Origin of the sequence: Edwardsiella ictaluri ATCC 33202 (genome assembly GCF_000264785.1) — a bacterium.
In the GTDB taxonomy this organism is placed as follows: Bacteria; Pseudomonadota; Gammaproteobacteria; order Enterobacterales; family Enterobacteriaceae; genus Edwardsiella; species Edwardsiella ictaluri.
The window spans coordinates 1-24,326 of the sequence record NZ_AFJI01000031.1 but is presented as its reverse complement, the minus strand read 5'-3'; the positions used below and the strand labels follow the sequence as shown (position 1 = coordinate 24,326).

The following is a 24,326-nucleotide window of genomic DNA, read 5'->3' as shown; positions in this document are numbered from 1 at the left end:
CTTGTGCGCCGGATTTATCCTTCTTGCTCAGTGGGGACGGCGGGTATCCGGCGGGTGATACGCACGGCCCAGCCATCGTCCAGCTGCAGTAGTGTCCCCTCCGCCCATAGGGTTCCCCGCCGGGAGAGCTGCAGGCGCGGGTAGGCACAGGCGTTGAGCGACGTTTCCAGTCCGGGTGCCCATTGTCCCAGGCTTTCCGCCTTTAGGCTGACACGGCCGGCCTCGGCCAGGAGACAGATCTCGTCGGGTGCCGTTGGCGCTACCGTCGGCAGCGTTGCCCGCACGACGACGCCGCTCTCTGCGTCGTTGAGGCGCAGCTGCTCGGGGCTATCGGGGGAGGAGAGCCAGAAGCAGTCGGGCTGGGGAGCCATTCCCTGCAGCGGCAGCGCATCTCCGGGGGTGATCCTGGCCGCCTCTTCTGCCGGGAGCCAGCACCAGCCGAGGACCAGAGGCAGCGTATGCTCCCGCTGTGCCGGCGGCGTCAGCGCGGCCAGCCAGCGTGTCAGGAGATCGGGTGCGATTTGCGTCATATAGAGCGACAGGCGGGCGTCAGCGCGGGTAAAGGTGAGTCGCCAGCAGCGCTCCGGCGCGTCGGCCTGATGCAGCGCTGGCGATGTCAATCCGGGCAGTGATGCCGCTTGCAGCCACGCATTCAGCGGTGAAAGCAGCCAGCCCGCAACCGCCGGATGGAGATCGGGTTCAATTTGCTCCAGAGCGGGGACCACCAGCTGCGGCGCCAGCCAGTCACTCCACTCTGCACCGGCCCACAGTGTGATAGCGAGATCGTCGCACTGACTCTCCAGGCGCAGACCCGATCCTGAGGGTTGGTGCCGATCGGCCTGGATCTGTATACCGTTTATCTCAGCGCTGGCGTCGAGACGGCTGAGAAAAAACAGCGACTCACTGCTAAAGGGAGCGGTAAGGTTCATCGACTGTCTCCACGGTTACAGGGATCCCCAGCAGGTTGGTGAGCGTGACTTCGAGCGTATCATCTGCCTGCGCCAGCCGATCGCGCAAGGCGCCGGAGGGTGCAGACAGACGCAGTATCAGCCGTCCGCCGTGCCATCCCGCCGTCACCATCAGTCCGGCGAGGGGACCGCTTGCCGCCCGCAGCTGTAGCCCCTCCGCGGAGAGCGGAAGGGCTACGGGGCGCGGGAGTGCCGACGGCATTTCGCCGCGCGATGTGCTATGTCCCGACGGCTCCGGAGGCGTTGCGTCGTCAGCGATGCCATCGTGTATAGGGGGGGGCGTTGGCTGTGCCAGCAGCTGACGGAAACGCTCGGCGTCACGATCGGCGTCGTCGTTGCGCCGGGAGTGGCGTTTGTCGCGATCCGTGGCCGGGGCGTGGTCGGGGCCGGAAGCGGGTCCATAAGATGGCGTAATCATTCGCTCTCCTCCAGCAGTTTCAATTTTTCCTGTTCGCGTAGGTTGAGGCGCAACTGCGTCTCGTGTTCACCGCGCAGTTGGCTGATGCGTCCCTGCTCTGCAGCCAGCGCGTCCAGCTCATGGCGCAGCCGCTGTGATTCGCTCTCCATGGCCGACAGGTCGCTGCGCAGGCGTCCCAGTGCCAAATGGTCCAGACAGCCCGACTGCTGATTCAGGTCGTGCCAGCGGATCTGCAGTGCGGATAGCCGCGCCTGGAGCTGCCGCTGTCTCTGCTGTACGCTGTCAGCCTCATCGGCCAGCTGGGCCAGTGTACTGCGCAGGCCGCGTTCGCGTAGCCGCTTGATATCGCGTAGCTGTGTCAGCATGGTTGGCCTACTGCGCTGTACAGCGCGCTGAGGGTGGGGGCCAGCGGGCAGTGTTCATCGGTTTTCTGGCACAGCAGGTTATCGATGGCCTCCCGGCGGGCTATCGCCTCATCTGCGTCGGTATCCTGTCCCGCGCGGTATTCGCCTACCCGCACCAGCAGCGCTATTTCCTGCCAGGTCGCCATGAGGTGGCGCAGGCGGTTTGCCGCCTGGCGATGCTGTGGCGTAACGATCTGAGACATCACCCGGCTGATGCTGGCCATAATATCGATGGCGGGATAGTGGCTGGCTTCGGCCAGGCGGCGGGAGAGCACGATATGCCCGTCAAGCAGTGAGCGGACCTCTTCGGCCAGCGGGTCACTCTTTTGCTCAACCAGTACGGTATAGAATGCCGTAATGCTACCGCAGGCGGCGGGTCCGGCCCGCTCCAGCAGTCGGGGCAGGCGGGCGTAGAGACTGGGGGGATAGCCGCCGCTGACCGTCGGCTCTCCGGCGGCCAGTGCGATTTCACGGATTGCGCGGGCATAGCGGGTCAGGGAATCGACCAGCAGCAGTACGTTGTGTCCGCGATCGCGAAAATATTCGGCGATGACGGTCGCAGTATCGGCGGCCTTGATCCGCTCCAGTGCCGGCCGATCCGACGTCGCCAGGATGACAACGCTCCGGGCGCGCAGCTCGGGGGACATGATCTGTTCGAGAAACTCCCGTACCTCGCGCCCCCGCTCCCCGATCAGTGCCAAGATGACGACATCGGCCTGGCTATTGGTGGCCATCATGCCGAGCAGGGTGCTCTTACCGCAGCCGGCCGGAGAGAATATGCCCAGGCGCTGGCCGACGCCGACGCTGAGGGTGGCATCGATGGCGCGAACGCCCATCGGCAGCAGGGTATCGATAGGTGCCCGCTGCATGGGGTCTGGTGGGGGGCTATCCAGCGATCGCCACTGTGTGGCCTGCGCCGGCGGTTTTCCGTCCGCCGGTTGTCCCAGCGCATCGATGACCCGCCCCAGCAGCGCCTCGCTGACGCCGATGCAGGCCTGCGCGCCGAGGGGGGTCACCAGCATGCCGTTGGCGAGCCCCAGCGGCGGCTGGTAGGGCGAGAGTAACGCCTGATCTCCCTCGATAGCGACCACCTCTGCCGGGCTACCGTCGGGCAGGGTGCACTGTTCGCCAAGCCCAACCCCCGGCAGATGGGCGCGTAATAATGTCGCACCGATGGTGAGCAGGCGTCCCTCCAGGTGCTCTCCCGTCACCGACGGCAGCATGGGACAGTCGAGCAGGTCGAGGATCCTTTGAGTGTCAGGCAGCCGCATGGGTGTCTCCTATCAGTTCAATGTGTCCTAATACCTTGAGCTCTGCCTCATCGTCCAGCTCCTGAAACGAGAGTACGGGTGTGGTGAACAGCTCACGTTCGATCAGTTTGCGGATAAATCGACGGATATCGATCGCGGTCACGATGGCCGTATTGGCGCCGCCGCTGCGCTCCAGCGCCGCGTGGATCTCGGCCAGAATCGCCTGATTCTCCTGTGGAGAGAGCGCGGAGTAGGATCCTGCAGAGGTCTGGCGGATAGACTCACGCATCATCTGCTCAATATGGCTGCCGATAAGCCAGGCCTTGACCCAGGGCTGACCGTGGCGCTGGCGTCCGACAATGTGGCGGCGCAGGGCCAGCCGGGCATACTCGGCCAGCATCACGGGATCCTTTTCCCGCGGCGCCCACTCGACCAGCGCCTCAAAGATGGATCGCAGATCGCGGATGGAGACGCTCTCCGCGACCAGACGCTGCAGAACATCAGCTATCCGTGCGACCGGCAGCTGACGCTGCAGCTCTTTGACCAGCTCGCCGTAGCGCTGCTCCATCTGATCCATCAGGTAACGGGCCTCCTGGACGCCGATAAACTCGGCACCATAGCGATCCAGCGCCAGAGAGACGAGATAGGCAATCCGGGCATTGCCCTGATAGCTGTTTACACCGATGGTGGCGCTGCTTTCGGCCTGTTCCAGCGAGAGCCACTGTAGCGTGATCCCGCCAAAGGGGAGCGTCTCCCGGTGGTCAGCCTGGCGCAGCGGCGGCGCAGTAATATCGAGCAGGGCAAGGTGGGGAAGAGTTATTGCGAGCACCGGCTCCTGATACAGCAACAGGGCAAACTGATCCGGGCCAAAGCCATTATCTGTCTGGATCTGAATCTCCGGTAACGGCAGCCCCGCCTGCTCCAGCTTTTCTGCCCGCAGTGTGGCCAGCGCCTGGGTGAGGGAGGGATCGCGGGCCAGCGCGTCGGGCAGGCGCAGTGCGAGCGGTGTTGCGCCTATAAGCAGTGGTGCGCCCTCCTGCCCACTCTCGTCGCGCGAGGCTGCGCTGTGGCTGGCGGTATGCGGGGAGTGTTGCTGTTCTTTGCGCCTCAGCGAGTAAGCGATAGCGGCCAGTCCCGCGCCAAGACTGAGAAAGATCAGGGTAGGAAAGCCGGGCAGTGCGGCAAACAGGGCCAGCACGGCGGCAACGATCCACAGCGCCTGGCGCTGGCGCAGGATCTGTTCGGTGAGCTCACTGGCAAGGTTACGCCGGTTTTCGCCAGGAACCCGGGTGACGATGATCCCGGCGGCGATCGAAATGAGCAGCGCCGGGATCTGGGCTATCAGGCCATCGCCGACGGACAGAATGGCGTAGGTTGCCGCTGCATCGCCCGCGCTCATCTCATGCATAAATACGCCGACGCAGATCCCCCCGACAATATTGACCAGTATGACGATGATCGAGGCGATGGCATCCCCTTTGACAAACTTCATCGCGCCATCCATCGCGCCATAGAGCTGGCTCTCTTTTTGAACCAGGGCCCGCTGGCGACGGGCTTCTGTCGCATCAATGATCCCGGCACGCATGTCACCGTCGATACTCATCTGTTTGCCCGGCATCGCGTCGAGGGAGAAGCGGGCGCTGACTTCAGCCACGCGTTCAGAGCCCTTGGTTATCACGATAAACTGCACGACGGTAATGATGGCGAACACGATGAGACCGACGGCCAGATTGCCCCCCACGGCAAAGTTGCCAAACGTATAGACGATCTCGCCGGCATCGTGCTGCAGCAGAATAAGGCGGCTGGTGCTGATGGTCAGCGCCAGACGGTACAGCGTCGTGATGAGCAAAACGGAGGGAAAGGCGGAGAACTCCATGGGTTCACGGATGTAGACCGCCATCATCAGCAGGGTGATCGACAGCGTGAGGTTGATGGCGATCAGGATGTCGATCAGGGGCGTCGGCAGGGGAATGATCATCATGAAAACGGCCAGTAATAGCATGGCCGCCAGAATGATATCCTGGCGCGCAGTGATTTTGTGTAGCCAGCTATTGACCGTTTTCATTGGGATTCTCCATCACGCGATCGAGCAGGCGCCGTTGACGGCGTGCCAGCTCAGTCCACTGCTCGGCGCCGCTGTCAGGCGGTGCTGCCGCTGAAATCCACAGTGCATCGCCAGCCAGCCAGGTTCGCAGCGGGATCCCGCCGCCGGCTTCGGGCTGCAATAGCTGCAGCAGGCGCAGCAGCGTTGGCTGCCGCTGCGGTACCGGTAGGCTGCGTGCCAGCGTCAGGCGCGCCCGCCCCTGATCCTGCTCCAGAAAAACACGGTCTCGACCCCTGTTCAGCGTAAGGCTGTTCGCCGACGGCTGCGGGCTGGCACCCATCAGCCGTAGCCAAAGTTCGGTTTGCCGCTGCCACTGTAGGTCCATGAATATTCTCCGCGATCGTGAGGCGCATTCATCATGGCGGAGCCGTACTCAGTAAGGCATAGGGTGAATACCTGATGTCGCGTGAGTCCCCGGTTTTCCATACAGGTCAGGTCTTTACCCGATGGGCGATAGGGCGGAAGTGGAAAACACTGTCGGCAGATCCTAGAGGAGAACCCATCATGTCTCTGACAGAACAACCGGCCGAATTAATCGCGCTCCTGGTGACTCTCTCGCTGCTGCCGCTGCTGATCGTAATGGGTACATCGTTTTTAAAGCTGTCTGTGGTGTTTGCCCTGCTGCGTAATGCGCTGGGAATACAGCAGATCCCCCCGAATCTTGCGCTTTACGGGCTGGCGCTGATCCTGACGCTGTTTATTATGACGCCGGTCGGTACCGCCGTGCAGGCGCGGTTGGCCGATGCGCCTGCACAGGCACAGACAACGCTGCTGTCGCGGTTATCTGACAATACGCTCGACCCATATCGCCAGTTTCTGCGTCAGCATACTTCCGCAAAGCAGCTGAAATTTTTTCGCCAGGTGGCCACCAAGAGCTGGCCCGCCTCCGTCCGGGAGAAGATCAGCGATAACTCGCTGCTGTTATTGATGCCGGCGTTTGCCGTCAGTCAGCTGGTGGAGGCATTTCAGATAGGCCTGCTGCTGTTTTTGCCCTTTATCGCCATCGATCTCATCGTATCCAATATCCTGCTGGCGATGGGGATGATGATGGTGTCGCCGATGACGATCTCCATGCCGTTCAAGCTGCTGGTTTTTATTTTGGTCGGGGGCTGGGACAAGATACTGGGCCAGCTGCTGCTTTCGTACCGCTAAGATACCGGGAGGCGCGATGGGAACAGCACAGCTAGTACAATTGGCCAGTGAGCTGCTATGGCTGGTTCTGATCCTCTCTTTACCGGTGGTGTTGGTCGCATCGTTGGTCGGCGTCCTGGTGGGGCTGGTGCAGGCGCTGACGCAGATCCAGGATCAGACGGTCTCTTTCGCCATTAAGCTGGTGGCTGCCTGCGTTACGCTGGCGTTGACCTACCACTGGATGGGCAGCGCGTTGTTTAGCTATGCCGGGAGAGCGATGGATATGATCGCACAGATGGGGGGCTGATTATGGCTGAATTGACCCACTGGTGGCCGCTGTTGGGGATCGCCATGATGCGCCCTCTGGGTATCATGCTGATCATGCCCCTCTTCAATAGCGCGATGCTCGGTGGAGCCCTGATCCGTAATGCGCTGGCGATGATGGCGGCGCTGCCGGCGCTGCCGCATCTGGCGCTCATGGTCCTGCCCAGTCCTCTGCAGGCGCCGCTGCACTATGGGGGGCTGTTGCTGGGGGAGTTAGTCGTAGGCCTGCTGCTGGGGTTTTCAGCGGCGTTGCCGCTGTGGGCCCTGAATATGGCGGGCTTTATTATCGACACCATGCGCGGCGCCTCCATCGCCGTGCTGTTTAACCCGCTGTTGGGGGAGCAGTCCTCGCCGATGGGGGTGCTGTTTTCCCAGCTGGTCGGCGTGCTGTTTATCGCAGGTGGAGGGTTTCATGCACTGTTGACCGCCCTGTTTTCATCCTATGGTGATTTGCCACCCGGTCAGTATTGGCAGTGGGGACGCGGCTTTATTCCCCTGCTTATGCACCTGTGGCACCTGCTGTACTCCCTGGCGCTGAGCTTTTCCATGCCGGCGATGGTGATGATGGTTCTGGTCGACCTGGCGCTTGGATTTATTAACCGTTCGGTACAGCAGCTGAACGTATTTACCCTGTCGATGCCAATTAAGAGCGCGATAGTACTGCTGATGCTGATTATCAGCCTGCCTTTTTCCCTGGCTGGCCTGCAGGCGCTGCTCAGCGGCTTTGACGGCGGACTGCTGCGCCAGTTAGTGGAGGCGCTATGAGTGAGAAGACGGAACAGCCTACGGATAAACGCCTGCGCGATGCGCGTGAGGAGGGGCAGGTCGCCAAGAGCCAGGATATCGGTGCGACCGTACAGCTGGCCGTCATTTTGCTCTGGATGGTGACAGAGGGGCCGAGGATGTATGCGGCCATCGGTGGCTTCATCGATGCGACGCTGGCCACGGTGAACCTCCCGTTGCTTGACGCCATGACGTTGCTGACCGGCGAGGCCGCCACGCTGATGATTCGCTTTGTCTTCGGCCTGGCTATGCTGTTGATTGTGACGCTGATCTTAACCGGATTGGTGGAGACCGGCTTTTTGTTTGCACCGAAAGCCATCATGCCCTCCGCCGAGCGGATTAGCCCACTGAGTAACGCCAAACAGATGGTATCCCTGCTCAAGCTGTTCGAACTGGGCAAGATGATACTGAAAATCGTGATCCTCGGCCTGACCTTTACCTATTTTATCCGTAGCTATGCCGAATCATTTGCCCAGTTGGTGCGCGCCGATGCCGAGGCCGGTCTATGGGTAACCAGCAAAATGATCCTCTGGTTGTGGGGGATCTTGCTGCTGCTGACGGCGCTGTTTGCCGTCGTCGACTACAGCATGCAGTACCGCCATCTGCGTAAGCAGCTGATGATGTCGCGTGAGGATATTAAGCAGGAGTTTAAAAACTCGGAGGGGAGCCCGGAGATCAAGCAGCGACGCAGGGAGCTGCACCGGGAGATCCAGAGCGGCAGTCTGGCTGATAGCGTTGCCAGCGCTTCGGTGGTGGTGCGTAACCCTACCCATATTGCCGTCTGCCTGCGCTATTGCGAGGGGGAGACGCCGCTGCCGCAGGTGGTGGAGTATGGGCGCGGGGCGCGGGCGCAGCATATCGTGACGCTGGCGGAGGCGCTGCGCATTCCCGTGGTGGAAAATATTCCGCTGGCGCGCGCGCTGATTGCGACCACCCGTCCGGGCGATTACGTTCCCGAAGAGCTGTTTGCCGCGGTAGCTCAGCTCCTGCGTCTGCTGCGCGACGATACACAGGAGGAGGAGAATGATGAGTAAATGGGTTCTGCTGGGGCTGGCGCTGCTGGCCTGGCAATCTGCTGGCGCCCCGCTCAAATGGTATCGGGTGACCGGTGAGGATCACGTCGCGTCTGAGGCGCCACCGGCGATACCCAGGGGGGATGACTATGCGTCGCTGATTGGGCAGGTGGCGGGAAAGCATGCGCTGGATCCGCAGCTGATCCAGGCGGTAGTGGCCGCTGAATCCTCCTATCGTTATGATTCGGTATCGGAAAAAGGAGCGATGGGACTGATGCAGGTGATGCCGGAAACGGCGGCCCGCTACGGCCATTTCGCGCTGCTGGAACCGCGTGATAATCTGGAGGCCGGTACGAGCTATCTGAGTACGCTGCTGCGCCGCTTCAATGGGCGGCTTGATTTGGCGCTGGCCGGCTATAATGCCGGTGAGGGCGCCGTGTTGCGCTATGGAGGGACAATCCCCCCCTATCCTGAAACGCAGCACTATGTGCAGAGGGTGTTAGAATACTATCGTCAGCTGCGATCAGAGGAACCGGCGCCAGTGACAGCGCCACAGGCAGAAGTGGAGGTGCATACGTCCGGAGGGGTTGGTGACCTCGGTCAGCTATGGCATCTGTTAACCTCTGGTCCTCCGGGCGCGACGGACTCTTCTGCGTCCTCCGGCACATAAAGGAGTTCCCTATGTCTCGTCATATCTGGCGCACTTCACTTTCGTTCCGCCTGGCGCTGATCCTCAGTGGATTCATTGCCCTGTTCTGGCTGCTGAGCACCGGTGTGACGCTGCTGCTGAACTTTGAGCAGACCAAGTCATCGCTACAGCGTCGTTTGACGGCGACTGTGGCCGACACGGCCTATGATATGAGCTCTGAGCTGTTGGATGTCAGCCGTGATGTGGATACGCTGATGCGCTGTTGGCAGCGCCTTGACGACGGCGTCGCCTCTGGTGCTGACTATCTGACGGCGCGCTACATTCCCGATATGACCAAGCCGCCGGATCCGGCGCCGCGTCTCAGCCGGGCGAAGGCCTTTGTCGAAGCCTACGGCAGCGGTGGTCTGGGCAATCTGGCGGATACCTTCGTCCTGTTGGACGGCGGCGTGGTGCTTTCCAGCGCCGGTGGTCAGCCGACCGATACCCCGCAGCACATTGAGCAGATTCGGGCGCTGCGTGAGCAGGCCGTCGGCAACCACATCATCTGGAGTAAACCCTATCACAGCGTCAGTGGAAACTGGCGGGTGATTGCGGCGAAGCGGGATTTACTCACCGGTGCGCTGGTCGGCATGACGGTAAACCTGCATCCCTCCTTTAACGCTGTAGAGAAAACCCCGGATGGTGAAACGATCGTTTGGCTCGATCGGGAAGGGCAGCCGATAATTCCGCTGTCCACCGCGTTGAGTCAGAGCCTGCCGAGGTGCCAGCACGCAATGGAGGGTAATTTTGATGAGGTCTTCTCCATCTGTCGCGAGGTTGCACCGGTCGGCTGGAGGCTGCTGCTGTTTACGCCGAGCCGCCAGATTACCGACGCGGCGTTTGCCGCGCTGCACCGCTATCTGCCGGTGGCGCTGCTGCTGGTCACGCTGGTGGGACTCTTGTACTTAGTGCTGCAGCGCACGCTGGGGCGTACGCTGGCCGGGATTATGCAACGTCTGACGCCCAACGTGCCGGTTGCCGATCTGCCGCCCCTGATGGTGGCGGGAGAGGATGAGCTGGGGCGCATTGCGCAGGTCTATAATCGCCTGCTGTCGGCGGTCAAGGCGCAGTATGCGCAGCTGGAGGCGCGGGTCGCCGAGCGCACGGTAGAGCTGGAACGGGCGCGGCGTCATGCCGAGCGCGCCAGCGCCAATAAGAGCGAGCATCTGAACAGCATCAGCCATGAGATTCGCACTCCGCTGAATGGGATTATCGGTGCGCTGATGCTGCTGGAAAACGGTGAGAGTACGCAGGAGCAGCATGACTTACTGGATACCGGGCTTAAGTGTTCGCGCCACCTGCTGGAGATCATCAATAACCTGCTGGACTTCTCGCGGATAGAGTCGGGGCAAATGGTGGTGAACCCGGAGTACCTCGAACCACTGTTGATGATCGATCAGGCGATGCTGACGGTGCAACTCCCGGCGCTGGAGAAGGGATTAACCCTGTACTGCCTGTTGGCGCCGTCGTTTCCGCAGACGCTGTATACCGACGGGCTGCGCCTGCGCCAGATCCTGATCAATCTGCTGGGCAACGCGGTCAAGTTTACCTCTCATGGTGAGGTGGTGCTGCACGGCTGGAGCGAGCAGGATCGGCTCTGTTTCCGGGTGCAGGATACCGGTCCGGGCATCGATGATGCGCGGGTCAACGATATTTTTACCGCATTTCATCAGATCGATTGCCATATTGCCGGCAGTGGCCTGGGACTGTCGATCGCCCGCAGCCTGTCACATCTGCTGGGCGGGGAGCTATTCTGCGAGAAAAGCGCGATCGGCGCCAGTTTTTGCCTGAAGCTGCCGCTGGAGGTGACTGGGACCGTCCCCATTGCGCCGCCGGAGGATAAGGGGTGCATTGTTGCGCCGCTCTGCCTGCATCCACAGCTGTCTGCCTGGGGATACCATCCCCAGGCAGGCGATAACCCCGATCTGGACGCGCCTGAGCTGAGCTATTTGCCCGGCCGTTTGCGGCGGCATCTGGACGGCGAAACAAAGGTGGCCGGTGAGCGGGAGAAGATGCCGGTATCGCCCTGGTCACTGCAGGTGCTGGTTGTGGACGATGTCGATACCAATCAGGATATCGTCGGGCGTATGCTGCGCCAGCAGGGGCATAAGGTGTATACCGCCTCCAGCGGCTCCGAGGCGTTGGTGCTGGGCCGCGGACACATATTTGATTTGGTCCTGATGGATATGCGCATGCCGGGGCTGTCCGGCGACGAAACGCTGCGTCTGTGGCGGGATAGCGTGAATGGCGTGCTCGACCCCGACTGTCCGATCATTGCGCTGACGGCCAATGCGCAGCCCGGAGAGCGTAAGCGGCTGCAGGATGCCGGTTTTAATGAGTATCTCACTAAGCCGGTGACCCCCACGATGCTGTCCAGAGCCCTGGAGTATACGGCCGATATACAGTTAACCCGGGGAATCGAGCTGTCGTCTAACAGCGCAGGCGAGATACCGCTGATCGGGAAGGATCCCGCGCTGTGGCGGCGTCTTCAGGGGGATGTCTTGCACTATCTGGCGCAGCTGACGCAGGCGGTAGCGCAGCAGGATGAGCCAGAGGTGCGTCAGATTCTGCATACGCTAAAGGGGTTGGCCGGGCAGGGGGGCCTGACGTTGGTACATGAGGCTGCGGCACGCTGGGAGCAGGCGCTGGAGTGCGGGATGCCGGTGCCGGACAAGGCGCTGGAAAGCCTATCCCGTTTGGTGCACAGTGAGTTTGAGGCGGATTAAACCTCCAGCACACCCAGTCGGCGGGCCCAATTGCTCAGCTCCGCCGCGTTGTGGGCATCCAGCTTGCGCATCAGGTTGAGCCGATGGGTCTCCACGGTTTTCAGGCTGATGGACAGCAGCTCAGCGATATCCCGGTTGCGATTACCCTCGGCGACCAGCTTGAGTATTTGCCGTTCGCGCAGGGTCAGGGGCGGTTCCTGAGCTATATCGGAAGAGGCCTCCAGGGAGTCCAGCCTGAGGGCGGGATCGACAAAGGTTTTTCCCAGTGATGCATGCTGCATTGCTGCCAGCAGGGTTTGCTGTGGGCTTTGCTTCAGAACATAGGCGAGCGCGCCGGCGGCGAGGGCGTCGCTGCCGCGCCGCGCCTCAGACGAGGCGGTGACGACGACGATACGCATATCGTTCCAGCGGCGCCGCAGCTGACGGATTACATCAACGCCGTCCATGCCCGGCAGACCCAGATCGAGCAAGACCAGATCGGGCGAGAGGCGCTGGCAGGCCTCATAAACGGCCAGTCCATTCGATACGGCGCCCACGACCCGGTAGCGGGGCTGACTGTCCAGGAGATTACGGATGCCATCGGCCAGCAAGGCATGGTCTTCAACGATCAGAATGCTCAGCGGCAAAATAGAGATAGTCATCTTTAGGTTACTCCGAATCAGTGGCAGCCTGAAAACTTCATACAGATCGCTCGGGACATTTGAATAACGAGACAGCTTCCGCTGAACGCTTTTTTGGTTATCCAAGATTTTTCTACTCCTTTTAGCGTATTGTCTTTGTCGATATTTAAATTCGGAGTGAGAGTTTTAATCTGTTCGTTTCATGGTTTTTCAGCATTATTTTGGATAAACAGCGTTACGGTCAAGTAAAACAGTTGTGTTTATTGTGATAACTATAGGTTTCTATGGCGATGCTGCAATCTCTTTCCCGCTGTAAATATTTCCTCGTTGTAAATATCCCTCGCTGGGATGAATCACGATGCCGAATACGAGCCAATTGATAGCATTTTGCCGGGGTGAGGCCTGCTACTTTAATAGTAAACTGGATTTGTGGAATGCATCGAATTTTTACTGAGTTGCAGGCTCAGGTCACGTATCATCCTGACAATACAGTCGATCCCGTGGCAAGGCAGAATCTTAAAATGACCCTCGGGATCAACGACGACCAAGCACCCGTCAACCGCGGCTCCGCCACTTTCTGGCTGGATGGCGAGGCGATTCACCCGGGCATGCGTCAGCAACGGCCTCATCACGGCCCCGGTGCGACGCTGACCTTGCCATCGCCACCGTTCTGATGATTAAACGCGTATTTCACCTGATCCTGCGCGCAGCACAGGATTTTATGGAGTCCATTTTGTCCTGATAATGTCCCGCGGTGTGCTCCGGATCACAGCAGAGTCAGCAGGCGGGCCTGGTCGGTTAATGTCCGCTCCTCCCCCTCCGGGGGGAAATTGCGTACCCGGTGATGGATTCAGGCAGGCTGAAAGTCTTTGCTGAAGCTGAGTGGAGAGTGAAGAAACACGGCAAAGAGCGCTGTCGTATCTGGCGAAAACGACATTTGGCCGCTGATACCGATAGAATCGCCTGCGCTGGCTCGCCGCAAAACAAGATCACAGATGCCGAGGCCCTCCCCGGAGGCACCCGGCAGACCCATCGAAAAATCAGCGCAACCGCAGCGGACGGCGCTTATGACACCCGGCTATGTCAGGATAAGCTGCGCCGCAAGAAAATCAGCGCGCCCATCTCTCCCGCAACCGTGCCGTTGCGAATCAGCGGCTGAGCGGGAGTTATGCCCGCTGGAAATGGACAGCAGATGATAACCGCCGCGCGATGGCTGCAACGGTGATATGCCGGGTTAAACCGTTGCCGGGTGGGGATGCTGGCAAAAAAAGGCGGTCATTTGTGCCGGCCTGAGCTGTTGGTTGAATAACCGTGTACCCTGCCTGCCAACCCCGGGGGGTGGGAAAATGTCTTTTGTCCAATCGATGCCACTGGTTTTAAGGTTCATGATGTCTGTGCCGTTTAATGGGTGACGATTTATCGTTCCACTGTGGCATAAGAGATGGGCGGCGGCCATTCCATTGACACCGCCGGGTAGACGGCGGTCTTATCTGGCGGTGGTAAGTCATAGGTAAATTATCATAATAAATTTATCCACCATGTTATCTTCCTTAAGTGTTATCATTTACTATATTGATATTTTCATTTAGTGATAATATCAGGTAAACACCTGAAGGTGTCCCAATCGCGGTGTGGATAAAATCGCACCATGTTCCGGCGAACAGCTGACAGCTGGCGTCTTGTGCTATGCGATTGGGAGGTCTCTTCATGGTAAATGCTTTTGCTCTATCCCCCAGATCCTGCGGCAATACCGCAGGATCTGGGTCAACGGAGAGCCTTTCCCACAGCGTTAGCCGGGTGGCTGCGTTATGTCCTGCCGATAGGCGTGTGGCTGCAGAAGCGCAGTATCGCCAGCTGCTTAACCAGGGAGATGACTGTCTTGCGGCGCTGGAGACCGCTGCCGTGCTGCGCCAGCTGTGCCGCGCGGATAGCCAAAGTGCGCTGACGGTGGATTATGATGATGCGACACAGAATTTCACTCTCAGTATCGATGGACAGAACATTAGCCGCCATCGGGATACCCGTCTGCGCGAACAGCTCAATCAGAACGGCACATCCCTGCTGGCCCCGCAGTATTTGGCGCTGTTTAGCGATCCGCTGCGGTTTTTCTGTTGGCTAAAAGAGCATGGTTCAACCCATCAAACGGCGGCGCTGGGTGCTCGATTGGCGCCCCATGACAGCTCGTCGCTGATCCTGACCGTCAACGGCCAAGAGGTGCTACGCCTCCCGCTATCGAAGATTAATGATAACGTCTGGGCTGAAGCGCATCGCCAGTTTCCGACGCTGGCAGATACGCGCCCGGCGGTGGCTGAGCAGCACATTCCCGATTTGGCACCGCCGCGCGCGACGGTAACGCTACCGCCACCGGCGCCGCTACGGGACGGTGAACTGGATGATCTCCTCCCCGCGCCGATAGAGACCGGCCCGCTGCTGCAGATGCAACGCTATACGTTCAATCTCCTGTTCCGGGTGAAGGACATGCTGGTCGGGGGGCCGATCGAACCGGCCTATCAGGCGCTGTCCCGACGTATTGAGGTTCTGAATCATGCACTGGTGGCACTGCGTACGACGCTGACCACGGTACAGCAGCAGAGTGAGACGCTGATCGCCTCTGCAGAGGATCTTGTCGATTCGGTTGCTGAGGGTCAGAGGATGCTGGATACGGCCCGTCAGGCGTTACAGGATGTGTTGACCGAATGCGCGAGGATAGAGGAGAAGCCAGAGACCGTGCCGGTGATACAGCGCATCAGCGCACAGGTACAGTATGCGGCTGATCGTCTGGCCGCGCTGGAAAAGAGGATGGATAGCGTCGCACAAAGTGAATCCCCCGCGGGTGAACGGGGTGTATGGCGGACTCGCCTGGCGCAGGTGAGCGCTCAGCTTGGCGATGGCACAGCGTCTTCCGACGGTGCTATCGGCGAAGACGATCGCCTGTGGCTGGCGCTGGTTCAGCAGGCGCTGGGAGCAGAGGGAGCCCCCGATGCGACCCGTTTACGCCAGGCGGTTGCCCGGGTGATGCAAAGCGGAGTGAGCCTGCCGGATACGGCGGTCGCCCAGCGCCTGCTGACGGCCTTTTATCCCCATGCTGCGCCGCTGCGGGAGGAGGATGCGCCGCTGCCGGTGACGGATAGCCCACTTATCGATCGGGAGCGCTATTCTCAGCTGAGCGCCCTGCGCCGCACCACGCTGCAGGAGCGCGATCGTACCCTGCAGCAACTGCAGCTGCTCAGCGATGCCAATCAGCAGGCGCAGGAGACCCTACAACGCGATCTGGATGGAATTAAAAATAATCCGGATTACTTCAGCGCATTTAAACAGCGCCGCCAGGCGCTGGATGATCTCGAGATCTATTTTTCTCAGCGTTGGTCGCCCGGCGGGGGCGTCGGAGTGGACAATAGCGGTGGTGCAGCGGCGCCTATCCCAAATGAGTCTGATCTGGAAGGTCTGCTGTATCTTTGTGCCCGCAGCGGTCCGGCCGCCGTTAACCGCGATCGCCTGCTGCTGGATAACGACACGTTCGTTGAAGATGATATCGATGTGAGTGCCGCCGTACGGCGGGAGTATCACCGTCTGGACCCTGCCACGCAGGCCCGGGCCCAGCTGATCGCTGCCGACTGTCTGCAGCTTGAGCATCAAATTGATTATCATAGTGAATTTCATAATAACCCGGAGGTTAACTTCCCACAGGCATTAGCACAGGGAACGCTACGGGCACAGTTTATGGCGGATCCTGAGGGCTATCTGGCATTCTTCCAACAGCGGGATCAGCTGCTGCAGCGTTACCAGGAGCGCGTTGGAGAGCTGGCTTCGCTGCTGTCCGATACCGAAGCGCCTCACGGGATGCTGAGTCGGGCGTTGACGGAGATTAACGCCGAACGGCGGGTGATAGCGGCGCTGCTGCACAGCGGGAAGAGGCTGGCGGCCGTGGATAGGCTGGGACATACCCTTGCGGTGCAAACGACTGAGTCTGCCCGGCTGGCGGCGGATGTAAAGGCAGCGGCGCAGCCGTTTGACGGCGTGCTGGCCAATATCAATCAACGGGTCTATCAGATGCGCAGTGCGGCCCTGAGAGCGCTGACGACGGAGACCGAGAAAATGGTGCGCCAGCGTGATGCGCTGCGGCAGGAGGCGGGGAGCGGGAGCGACGCCGCATCGCTATTGGCGCGGCTTGAGCAGCGTATCGCCAGCAACAGCGCTGCCTTTCGCGTAGATCTTCTGGCGTTGCAGCAGGAGCGGCAGCGAGCCGATAGCCCTGCCGGCGGCGGTTATCCCAAAGATATTTACTGGAGCAGCTGGCTGCTCGCGCAGATGGGCGACAAGGTCTCCACGCTGCTTGGGGAGCGCATGGACAAGCCGCGGGATTTACTGCTGCAGTACCAGCTGGCATTGAGCGGAAAAGGGATTTTTGCAGCCTCCCGGGATTTGATGAATGCGCTGCAAAAGCTGAAGACCGAGCCCTCTCAGGCGCTGACGGAGCTGGGATTTACCCCGAGCCAGCTGCTTGCCTGGGCCAGTGCGTATCCGCAGGAGCTCGCGTATCTATCCAGTAATTTGGATCATGCCTACCACGCGCTGGTCGCGACGGGATCGTCTACGCTCCTCGGCGATATGTTTCATACGGCCTGGCAGCGGGGTACGACGACCAGCGTGATACAGGATACGCTGTTTGGCAAGCGCGAACCGGTGGTGGGCGTGACGGACGCGACGCCGATGCCGCCGGCTCTGATCATGCTGTTGAGCATGGCTGACTGGGCCCCTTACGCCGTCGGCGGCGTCAAGGGCGTGCTGAGTCAGAATCTCGGGGGGGTAGTGGCCGGTGGCATCGGCGGGGCTCTGTTTGGCGGCGGCGTGGCAACGGTGGCACTGACCTCCATTTTGCAGTTTGTGGTAGGGGCGGCTCAGGCACAGGCAGAGAAGGGGATTGCGGATAAGGTGGCTGAGCATCGGCGAGCCAACGTGCTCGTCAATGCGGTTCTCCGCGGGATGCAGCTGGACTCCTCGGCAAGCATCAATGAGCGTATCCAGCGCATGACGTCGTATGTCATACAGCGGGAGGCATTACGCAGTGCGGGCACGACGGGCCGCGATATTGCGGAGGTGGGGAAGCGGGGCATGATAGGGCGCATGTTCCAGGATATCTCCCTGACCTGGAAACACGCCAGCGGCACCCAGAGAGCGCTGCTGGTTGCAGCCAGCGTGGCCGCTCCGCTGCTGGGGGGCATAATGCTGGGTGTTTTGGCGCTGGGGCCGCTGGGCATTCTGCCCGCCGGGATTATCTCCATTGGGGCCACTCTGCTCAGTGGAGCAATGACAACCGGCAGCCTGTGGAACACGATGGTATCCTGGCTGATGCCCGGACTGGCCCAGCGGGTTCAGCGGGAGAGGAATAACGATATTTTGGCGAAGGCCCTGAAAAAGGCGCGCGAGCAGGCGAGGATCCAGATGGAGAGAACGCTGGCGCAGATCGACGGGCACGATCAGCCCGCGCTTGAGGAGATACAGCGCCAGGGTCATCAGCAGCTGACGCATCGGCTGGATACCCTGGCGGAAGATCTGCGGCAACAGGCGACGTTTGCTTCGCTGTCACCTCAGGAGGTTGGCGAGCAGTTTGATCTTGCGCTGCAGCAGGCGGCGTCGGAATCAGTGCCACACCTGCCGTTAAACATGCAGTCAGAAGCGATTGTGCAGGCAGGACTTAACGTGCAACAGGCAGAACAAATCCGCGATGAAATAGAGCAGGCGCTGTGGCAGCATAGCCCGCTGAGTGGGCATGAGACTGCGGCACCGGCGATATAGCGGGATAGATATCTGGGGGCAAGTGCTTTGGCAGGATGGTTTCGTGGCGTTAAGGCCCCAAAAGCCCCCGTACTAACCGGGGACGTTTGGTAGTTCACGCCGGCGGCGGCGGCGTAGCCTCGGGGCTTAGCGCAGATCGTAGCGATCGGCGTTCATTACCTTGGTCCAGGCAGCGACGAAGTCGCGGACAAACTTCTCTTTATTGTCGTCCTGTGCATAGACTTCAGCATAGGCACGCAGGATTGAGTTGGAGCCAAAGACCAGATCGACCCGGCTGGCGGTCCACTTCAGCGCACCGTTAGCGCGCTCGCGGATTTCATACAGATTGCTGCCGGTTGGTTTCCAGGTGTAAGACATATCCGTCAGGTTGACAAAGAAGTCATTGCTCAGGACACCGGTGCGATCGGTGAAGACCCCGACCTTGCTGCCGCCATAGTTGGCACCCAGCACACGCATCCCGCCGATCAACACCGTCATTTCGCAGGCGGTCAGGCGCATCAGCTGAGCGCGATCCAGCAACATCTCTTCAGCCGTCACTACGTAGTCTTTCTTCAGCCAGTTGCGGAAGCCATCAGCCAGCGGCTCCAGGACCTCGAAAGAGGCTTCATCGGTCATCGCCTGGGTGGCATCACCACGTCCCGGCGCAAACGGCACCTCGATCGCGATGCCGGCAGCCTTGGCGGCCTGCTCAATTCCCAGGTTACCGGCGAGGACGATGACATCCGCGACGCTGACGTTAAACTCGGCGGCAATCGGCTCAAGTACCGCCAGCACCTTGGCCAGACGGGCCGGTTCGTTGCCTTCCCAGCTGTTCTGCGGTGCCAGGCGGATACGGGCGCCGTTGGCCCCGCCGCGTTTGTCTGAGCCGCGGAAGGTACGGGCGCTGTCCCAGGCAGTGCTGACCATGTCGGCGATGCTCAGGCCGCTGGCGGCGATCTTCGCCTTGACGGCAGCGACGTCATACCCGCTGCGGCCGGCGGGAACCGGATCCTGCCAAATCAGCGCTTCCTGCGGCACATCCGGCCCGAAATAGCGTGATTTCGGCCCCAGATCGCGATGGGTCAGCTTGAACCAGGCGCGGGCAAAGACGTCGGAGAAGTAGGCGGGATCCTGACGGAAGCGCTCGGCGATCTGGCGGTAGGCCGGATCGACCTTCATCGCCATATCGGCATCGGTCATGATCGGCAGAAGGCGGATGGAGGGATCTTCCACGTCGACCGGCTTATCCTCTTCTGCGATCTGAATCGGCACCCACTGCCAGGCGCCTGCCGGGCTCTTGGTCAGGGTCCACTCATGGCCCAGCAGCATCTCAAAGTAGCCGTTATCCCACTGGGTCGGCTTGCTGGTCCATGCCCCTTCAATCCCGCTGCTGACCGTATCACGGCCAATGCCCCGGGTGGTGTGGTTGTTCCAGCCTAACCCCTGTTCCTGCAGATCGGCGCCTTCCGGTGCCGCGCCCAGGTTGGCGGCGCTGCCGTTGCCGTGGCATTTACCCACGGTGTGGCCGCCGGCGGTCAGGGCGACGGTTTCCTCATCGTTCATCGCCATACGGGCGAACGTGACGCGCACGTCGTTGGCGGTTTTCTGCGGATCCGGATGGCCGTCCACCCCTTCCGGGTTAACGTAGATCAGGCCCATCATGACCGCGGCCAGTGGGTTTTCCAGATCGCGCTCACCGGAGTAGCGGCTGCCTTCGCTGCCGCTCGGTGCCAGCCACTCTTTTTCTGAACCCCAGTAGGTATCGATTTCCGGATGCCAGATATCTTCACGGCCAAAGGCAAAGCCAAAGGTTTTCAGTCCCATGGACTCATAGGCCATGGTCCCGGCCAGTACGATCAGGTCTGCCCAGCTGATTTTGTTGCCATATTTCTTTTTAATCGGCCACAGCAGACGGCGTGCTTTATCCAGGTTGACGTTATCGGGCCAGGAGTTGAGGGGAGCAAAACGCTGGTTACCGGTGCCTGCACCGCCGCGGCCATCCGCGATGCGATAGGAGCCGGCGGAGTGCCAGGCCATACGTACCATCAGGCCGCCGTAGTGACCCCAGTCAGCCGGCCACCAAGGCTGGCTGTCGGTCATCAGCGCCCGCAGATCGTCTTTCAGCGCCTGAACATCCAGCTGCTTCAGCGCTTCCCGATAGTTGAACTGCTGTCCCATCGGGTTGGTTTTGGTATCGTGCTGATGCAGAATGTCCAGATTCAGGGCATTCGGCCACCAATCCTTACTGGCCATGCCCGCGGAGGTCATACCGCCGTGCATGACGGGGCATTTACCGCCAGAAAATTCGTTGTTATTTCCCATTTTATCGCACCTTCAGTAAATTTATGGAGTACTGTTCAGGTCATTGTTGCGGATAACGCATTGTGTGATGGATCGCTGCTTTCACTTTAATCCTCAATGATTATACGTGCTAATGATTTTTTGTCTGGCCTGCATGCTCAATTTCTGAAATAGGAACAACCGATTTATAATTGAAAATTGATTGCTTATTTCTGTTACTTAAGCATGTGAATAACGCTCTCCACGCAATGATTGTTGATTGTCAACGCCGGTGGAGACGCCGTCGGGCGGGAAGTTTTACATGCACAGTGGCGCACCGTACTGCACGTGGCCCATGGCGATATAGCTGTTTATCCGGTGGTAGCCGATAAAATACGTGTCAAAGCAGTCGTTGCACCGCAGGAGGTAGGCGGTTTTTAAGACGATGGACAACGCGACGTCGTAGCCGATGGTGATGAGAGATATGAATGCTGTAATGTTGCGTATTTTATGGTTTTTTATTTTGTCAATGGTTTTTATCCACATCATAGGATGTCGCCTGGCATGGGGCGTGGACAGGGAATCCCCACCGGGTTGACGCGATAATATTTTGGTGGCATGTTTTTAGTTATCTGCATCAATGTGTTTTTAGCCTCGTTACGGTTTAAAAATAAATTTTCTCGCTGCGTTTAAATCATCGACCTAATATTAGGTTATTCTCTCTTTTTTCTTGATTGCGGTCGTAAAAAACACGTTTTTATTTGTTTGGATAAAACTAATGAGTTAAATATCAATTTGGAATATTCTCATTGATAGCTGTGAGTAATAACAAATCCCCCACAATCTTATTGAGTAGAGTTCATTTTCAGCGCTGATAGAGTAAGAGCCTATCCCAAAATGAATTGTCATTAATAAGCAATGATTATGTCTGAAGGCGAAAATATGACTGGCAGTAAATGGCGGATCAGCGATGAACCCCGGGAAAAAATGGCTCACTTATCCCGGAACACAAAACCAGCCACCCGTTGGGGAGACACCGTAAACGCGTTGATAATCTTGCTGCAATAGATGAGTCTAAGGTAATTAAAACCAGTGACCTCAAGGCCCATCACCGGGACGTGGAAATAATGCATAGCGGGATGAATCGCTGTTGCCGGATCCTGACCCGATGGGAAAGGAAGGTCGAAAACGATGAGGCGAGGCTGCGTTTTGAATGCGACCTCATTGTCTGGAGTAAAATCCTATAGGGATATGTTCTAAGCGCCATTGCCCAAGGGAGTCTCCAAAAGTATAAATATTCCATAAGCATCAAAGCCAAACAGTAGCCCGTTGGATTAGTGAATGCAGGTAATTAAAAACACCTGTAGAAACAGTGTTGTCGTTGGATTTGATTGTAAATAGCTCTTGCAGAGATAGGGCGTGTATATTACATATGTTTCCCCGTTACTATTGATACTATTTGATTAGCAACAACCCGGGAAAGATATGAGGCAGGGATACTGCATTATAATTATCTGAGCGAATCCTGTAAGGGGGACATGTGTGTGACGTTTGAACATATGCAGCGTACCAGTTCGTTTAAAATTCGCGGTGCGTTTAATTAGATCAGCGCCCTGACGGAGCGCAAGCGACGTAAAGGGGAGCGGCTCTACCGGGAACCATGCACAGGGCGCTTCACTCTCCTGCGCCATGCAGGAGATCGGCGGTAACGTCGTTATGCCGATTTGCGCGCCAACATCCAATCTTGTGGGACCAGCGACTATGTGGCAGGGGAGTGCTGTACGGTAATAATTTTAGCGAAACTATTGAGAAAGTGAGTGAGGTTGCCGAGATGGAATGGTGGATATTTATTCCAGCTTACGATGAGCCGAGGGTGATTACCGGTCAGGGAACCATCGGTTTGGCGATTTTAGAAAATCTCTATGATGCCGATAATGTTATTGTAGCTGTTGCGCTGCTCTGATTACCGGTATCACCATTGTGATTAAATTGGTTAATCCGGCCATCCGTATCATTGGCATTTGGTCGGAAAATGTACACGGCATGGCGGCATCCTATTACACCGGGGAGATTGTTGCCCATCGTACGAACGGTAGGCTGGCCGGCGGCAGCGATTTGGTCCTGGGTACCTGACCTTTGAGATTGCCCGTAGGCTGGTTAACGCTAGGTTCTGCTCAGCGAAGAGGAGATCCGGGCCAGTATGGTGGCGCTGATCCAGCGAAAATAAGGTGATTATCGAAGGGGCCGCTGCCTTAGCTTCTGCCGTACTGCGGAGTGCAAGCGCGATCAGAATAGTAAAAGGCGCAAAAGTGTCAGCATCATCTCCGGTGGGAATATTGATCTCTCCCGCGCTTCGCAAATCACCGGGCTGATAGGCGTCTGATTTTTTATGTGAGGATAAGATATGAGTAGTACTGACAGTGTCGTTGCGGGCCAGACCAGGGTGACCACATGGCGCAAGACGGATACACGCTGGGTTTTAGGATTGTTCGGTACGGCGATCGGAGCCGGCGTATTGTTCTTTCCGATCAGCGCCGGTATCGGCGGGCTGCTGCCAATTATTTTTATGCTCATTCTTGCCTTTCCCATCGCATTTTTTTGTCATCGCGCGTTGGCTCGTCTGTGCCTGTCTGGGCGCAGCGTATCAGATAATATTACCGATACCGTCGATCAGCACTTTGGTCATGTCGGTGGCGTGGTGATCACCTTCCTGTATTTTTTTGCAATCTGTCCATTGCTGTGGATCTACGGCGTGACCATTACCAATACGTTTATTGCTTTTTGGGAACATCAACTGCTGCTGCCGGCCATTAATCGCGGTGTGGTGGCGCTGGCGATCCTGCTGGTTATGGCGTTTTTTATCTATTTCGGCAAGGATTTAATGGTTAAGGTAATGGGATATCTGGTCTTTCCCTTCATTACCTGTCTGGTGTTGATCTCCCTATCGCTGATCCCCTACTGGACGAGTGACATCTTTACCCATTTTGACATGCACAGCCTGAGTCTGTTTGGCAGCCATGGCATTCTGGTAACCGTATGGCTGGGGATCGCAATTATGGTGTTCTCTTTCAACTTTTCTCCCATCGTTTCGTCGTTTGTGGTCTCCAAACGCGAAGAGTATGAGGCGGAGTTTGGCCGGGAGTATACCGGGCAAAAGTGTGCGAAGATTATCTCGCGTGCCAGCGTACTGATGGTGGTGGTAGTGATGTTCTTTGCCTTTAGCTGCCTGTTTACTCTGTCGCCGCAGGATATGGCGCAGGCTAAACAACAGAACATTCCCATTCTCTCCTATCTGGCCAACCACTTCAGCTCACTGGGCAGTGGTAAATCCAGCTATGCCACCATTTTGGAGTATGCCGCATCGATTATCGCTCTGGTGGCCATTTTTAAATCATTCTTTGGTCATTACCTGGGAACCCTGGAGGGGTTGAATGGTTTGATTATTAAATTTGGCTACCATGGGGATAAGTCGCAGGCCCCGATGAAGCAGCTTAATATGATCAGCATGATTATCATTATGGGCTCTACCTGGGTGATTACATATATCAACCCGAATATTCTGGACCTGATCGGAGCTATGGGTGCTCCCATTATTGCTGCGCTGCTGTGTTTGCTGCCGATGTACGCCGTATGGCGAGTTCCTGCGCTGGCAAAATATAAGGGTAAGGCATCTAACTATTTTGTCACGATTATCGGCCTGCTTACCATCCTGAATATTGTTTATCAGCTGATGTAATTCGGCAATCGGATAATAGGGAGTGGCTTTATTGAACCAATCAGCGTTAACCGATAGAGTGACTCCCGCTGGTACGCCGGTTATACGCATCCGGATGCGTATAAGA

The 24,326-nt window shown here is 58.4% G+C and carries 16 protein-coding genes and 4 pseudogenes; 12 read left to right on the top strand and 8 right to left on the bottom strand.

The window, feature by feature from the left end; translation table 11 throughout:
* Window positions 1–14: 14 nt before the first annotated feature.
* From EIEH_RS03880 to EIEH_RS03855, 6 genes are read right to left on the bottom strand one after another with little or no spacing between them, the layout of a single operon-like run.
* A complete protein-coding gene (locus EIEH_RS03880; RefSeq protein WP_015870351.1) occupies window positions 15–929 on the bottom strand; it encodes a hypothetical protein in 915 nt (304 codons plus the stop codon).
* Window positions 907–1,386: a hypothetical protein gene (locus EIEH_RS03875; protein WP_015870352.1), complete on the bottom strand. Its 480-nt coding sequence runs from the start codon at window positions 1,384–1,386 to the stop codon at window positions 907–909. Before EIEH_RS03875 ends, EIEH_RS03880 begins: the two co-directional genes overlap by 23 nt.
* A complete protein-coding gene (locus EIEH_RS03870) occupies window positions 1,383–1,751 on the bottom strand; it encodes a hypothetical protein (protein WP_015870353.1) in 369 nt (122 codons plus the stop codon). Before EIEH_RS03870 ends, EIEH_RS03875 begins: the two co-directional genes overlap by 4 nt.
* A complete protein-coding gene (locus EIEH_RS03865; RefSeq protein WP_015870354.1) occupies window positions 1,745–3,061 on the bottom strand; it encodes a FliI/YscN family ATPase in 1,317 nt (438 codons plus the stop codon). Before EIEH_RS03865 ends, EIEH_RS03870 begins: the two co-directional genes overlap by 7 nt.
* Entirely contained in the window at window positions 3,048–5,105 is a 2,058-nt protein-coding gene (locus EIEH_RS03860) for an EscV/YscV/HrcV family type III secretion system export apparatus protein (RefSeq protein ID WP_015870355.1), read from the bottom strand. The genes EIEH_RS03865 and EIEH_RS03860 overlap by 14 nt, the downstream gene beginning before the upstream one ends.
* Window positions 5,089–5,469 (bottom strand): type III secretion protein, encoded by a 381-nt coding sequence (locus EIEH_RS03855; protein ID WP_015870356.1) that lies wholly within the window; start codon window positions 5,467–5,469, stop codon window positions 5,089–5,091. The genes EIEH_RS03860 and EIEH_RS03855 overlap by 17 nt, the downstream gene beginning before the upstream one ends.
* A gap of 179 nt (window positions 5,470–5,648) precedes the next feature.
* Here EIEH_RS03855 and sctR point away from each other — a divergent pair, with 179 nt between their 5' ends.
* Genes sctR through EIEH_RS03825 form a run of 6 tightly spaced genes read left to right on the top strand, consistent with a single transcriptional unit; the run spans window position 5,649 to window position 11,809 of the window.
* Window positions 5,649–6,296, top strand: a complete 648-nt coding sequence (gene sctR, locus EIEH_RS03850) for a type III secretion system export apparatus subunit SctR (protein WP_015870357.1) — start codon at window positions 5,649–5,651, stop codon at window positions 6,294–6,296.
* Window positions 6,297–6,312: 16 nt separating this feature from the next.
* Entirely contained in the window at window positions 6,313–6,582 is a 270-nt protein-coding gene (gene sctS / locus EIEH_RS03845; protein ID WP_015870358.1) for a type III secretion system export apparatus subunit SctS, read from the top strand.
* Window positions 6,583–6,584: 2 nt separating this feature from the next.
* The gene (gene sctT, locus EIEH_RS03840) at window positions 6,585–7,364 is read left to right on the top strand and encodes a type III secretion system export apparatus subunit SctT (protein ID WP_015870359.1); all 780 of its coding nucleotides are present in this window, start codon (window positions 6,585–6,587) and stop codon (window positions 7,362–7,364) included.
* On the top strand, window positions 7,361–8,416 hold the full coding sequence (locus EIEH_RS03835) for an EscU/YscU/HrcU family type III secretion system export apparatus switch protein (RefSeq protein WP_015870360.1): 1,056 nt from the start codon (window positions 7,361–7,363) through the stop codon (window positions 8,414–8,416). Before sctT ends, EIEH_RS03835 begins: the two co-directional genes overlap by 4 nt.
* The gene (locus tag EIEH_RS03830; RefSeq protein ID WP_226092388.1) at window positions 8,406–9,065 is read left to right on the top strand and encodes a lytic transglycosylase domain-containing protein; all 660 of its coding nucleotides are present in this window, start codon (window positions 8,406–8,408) and stop codon (window positions 9,063–9,065) included. The genes EIEH_RS03835 and EIEH_RS03830 overlap by 11 nt, the downstream gene beginning before the upstream one ends.
* Window positions 9,066–9,076: 11 nt before the next feature.
* A complete protein-coding gene (locus EIEH_RS03825; protein ID WP_035608748.1) occupies window positions 9,077–11,809 on the top strand; it encodes a two component system sensor kinase in 2,733 nt (910 codons plus the stop codon).
* On the opposite strand, the gene EIEH_RS03820 is transcribed toward EIEH_RS03825, so the two are convergent.
* Window positions 11,806–12,435, bottom strand: a complete 630-nt coding sequence (locus EIEH_RS03820; RefSeq protein WP_197541348.1) for a two component system response regulator — start codon at window positions 12,433–12,435, stop codon at window positions 11,806–11,808. The genes EIEH_RS03825 and EIEH_RS03820 overlap by 4 nt on opposite strands.
* 449 nt (window positions 12,436–12,884) lie before the next feature.
* Between EIEH_RS03820 and EIEH_RS19605 the strand changes: the two are divergent.
* Both EIEH_RS19605 and eseJ read left to right on the top strand, forming a co-directional pair.
* A pseudogene (locus tag EIEH_RS19605) lies at window positions 12,885–13,683 on the top strand (transposase); the annotation flags it as partial.
* Window positions 13,684–14,256: 573 nt separating this feature from the next.
* Complete coding sequence (eseJ, locus tag EIEH_RS03805) at window positions 14,257–18,225, top strand: type III secretion system effector EseJ (RefSeq protein ID WP_015870367.1); 3,969 nt, start codon at window positions 14,257–14,259, stop codon at window positions 18,223–18,225.
* Window positions 18,226–18,351: 126 nt separating this feature from the next.
* On the opposite strand, the gene katG is transcribed toward eseJ, so the two are convergent.
* On the bottom strand, window positions 18,352–20,526 hold the full coding sequence (gene katG, locus EIEH_RS03800; RefSeq protein ID WP_015870368.1) for a catalase/peroxidase HPI: 2,175 nt from the start codon (window positions 20,524–20,526) through the stop codon (window positions 18,352–18,354).
* Between the two features lie 900 nt (window positions 20,527–21,426).
* On the opposite strand from katG, the pseudogene EIEH_RS20065 reads away from it, so the two are divergent.
* From EIEH_RS20065 to tdcC, 4 genes and pseudogenes are all read left to right on the top strand, one after another.
* A pseudogene (locus EIEH_RS20065) lies at window positions 21,427–21,554 on the top strand (IS5/IS1182 family transposase); the annotation flags it as partial.
* Window positions 21,552–21,731 (top strand): annotated as a pseudogene (locus EIEH_RS20060) (IS5/IS1182 family transposase); the annotation flags it as partial. The pseudogenes EIEH_RS20065 and EIEH_RS20060, both read left to right, overlap by 3 nt.
* A gap of 237 nt (window positions 21,732–21,968) precedes the next feature.
* Window positions 21,969–22,867, top strand: a pseudogene (locus EIEH_RS03790) (pyridoxal-phosphate dependent enzyme); the annotation flags it as partial.
* A gap of 21 nt (window positions 22,868–22,888) precedes the next feature.
* The gene (gene tdcC / locus EIEH_RS03785; protein ID WP_015870370.1) at window positions 22,889–24,220 is read left to right on the top strand and encodes a threonine/serine transporter TdcC; all 1,332 of its coding nucleotides are present in this window, start codon (window positions 22,889–22,891) and stop codon (window positions 24,218–24,220) included.
* Window positions 24,221–24,326 lie beyond the last annotated feature (106 nt).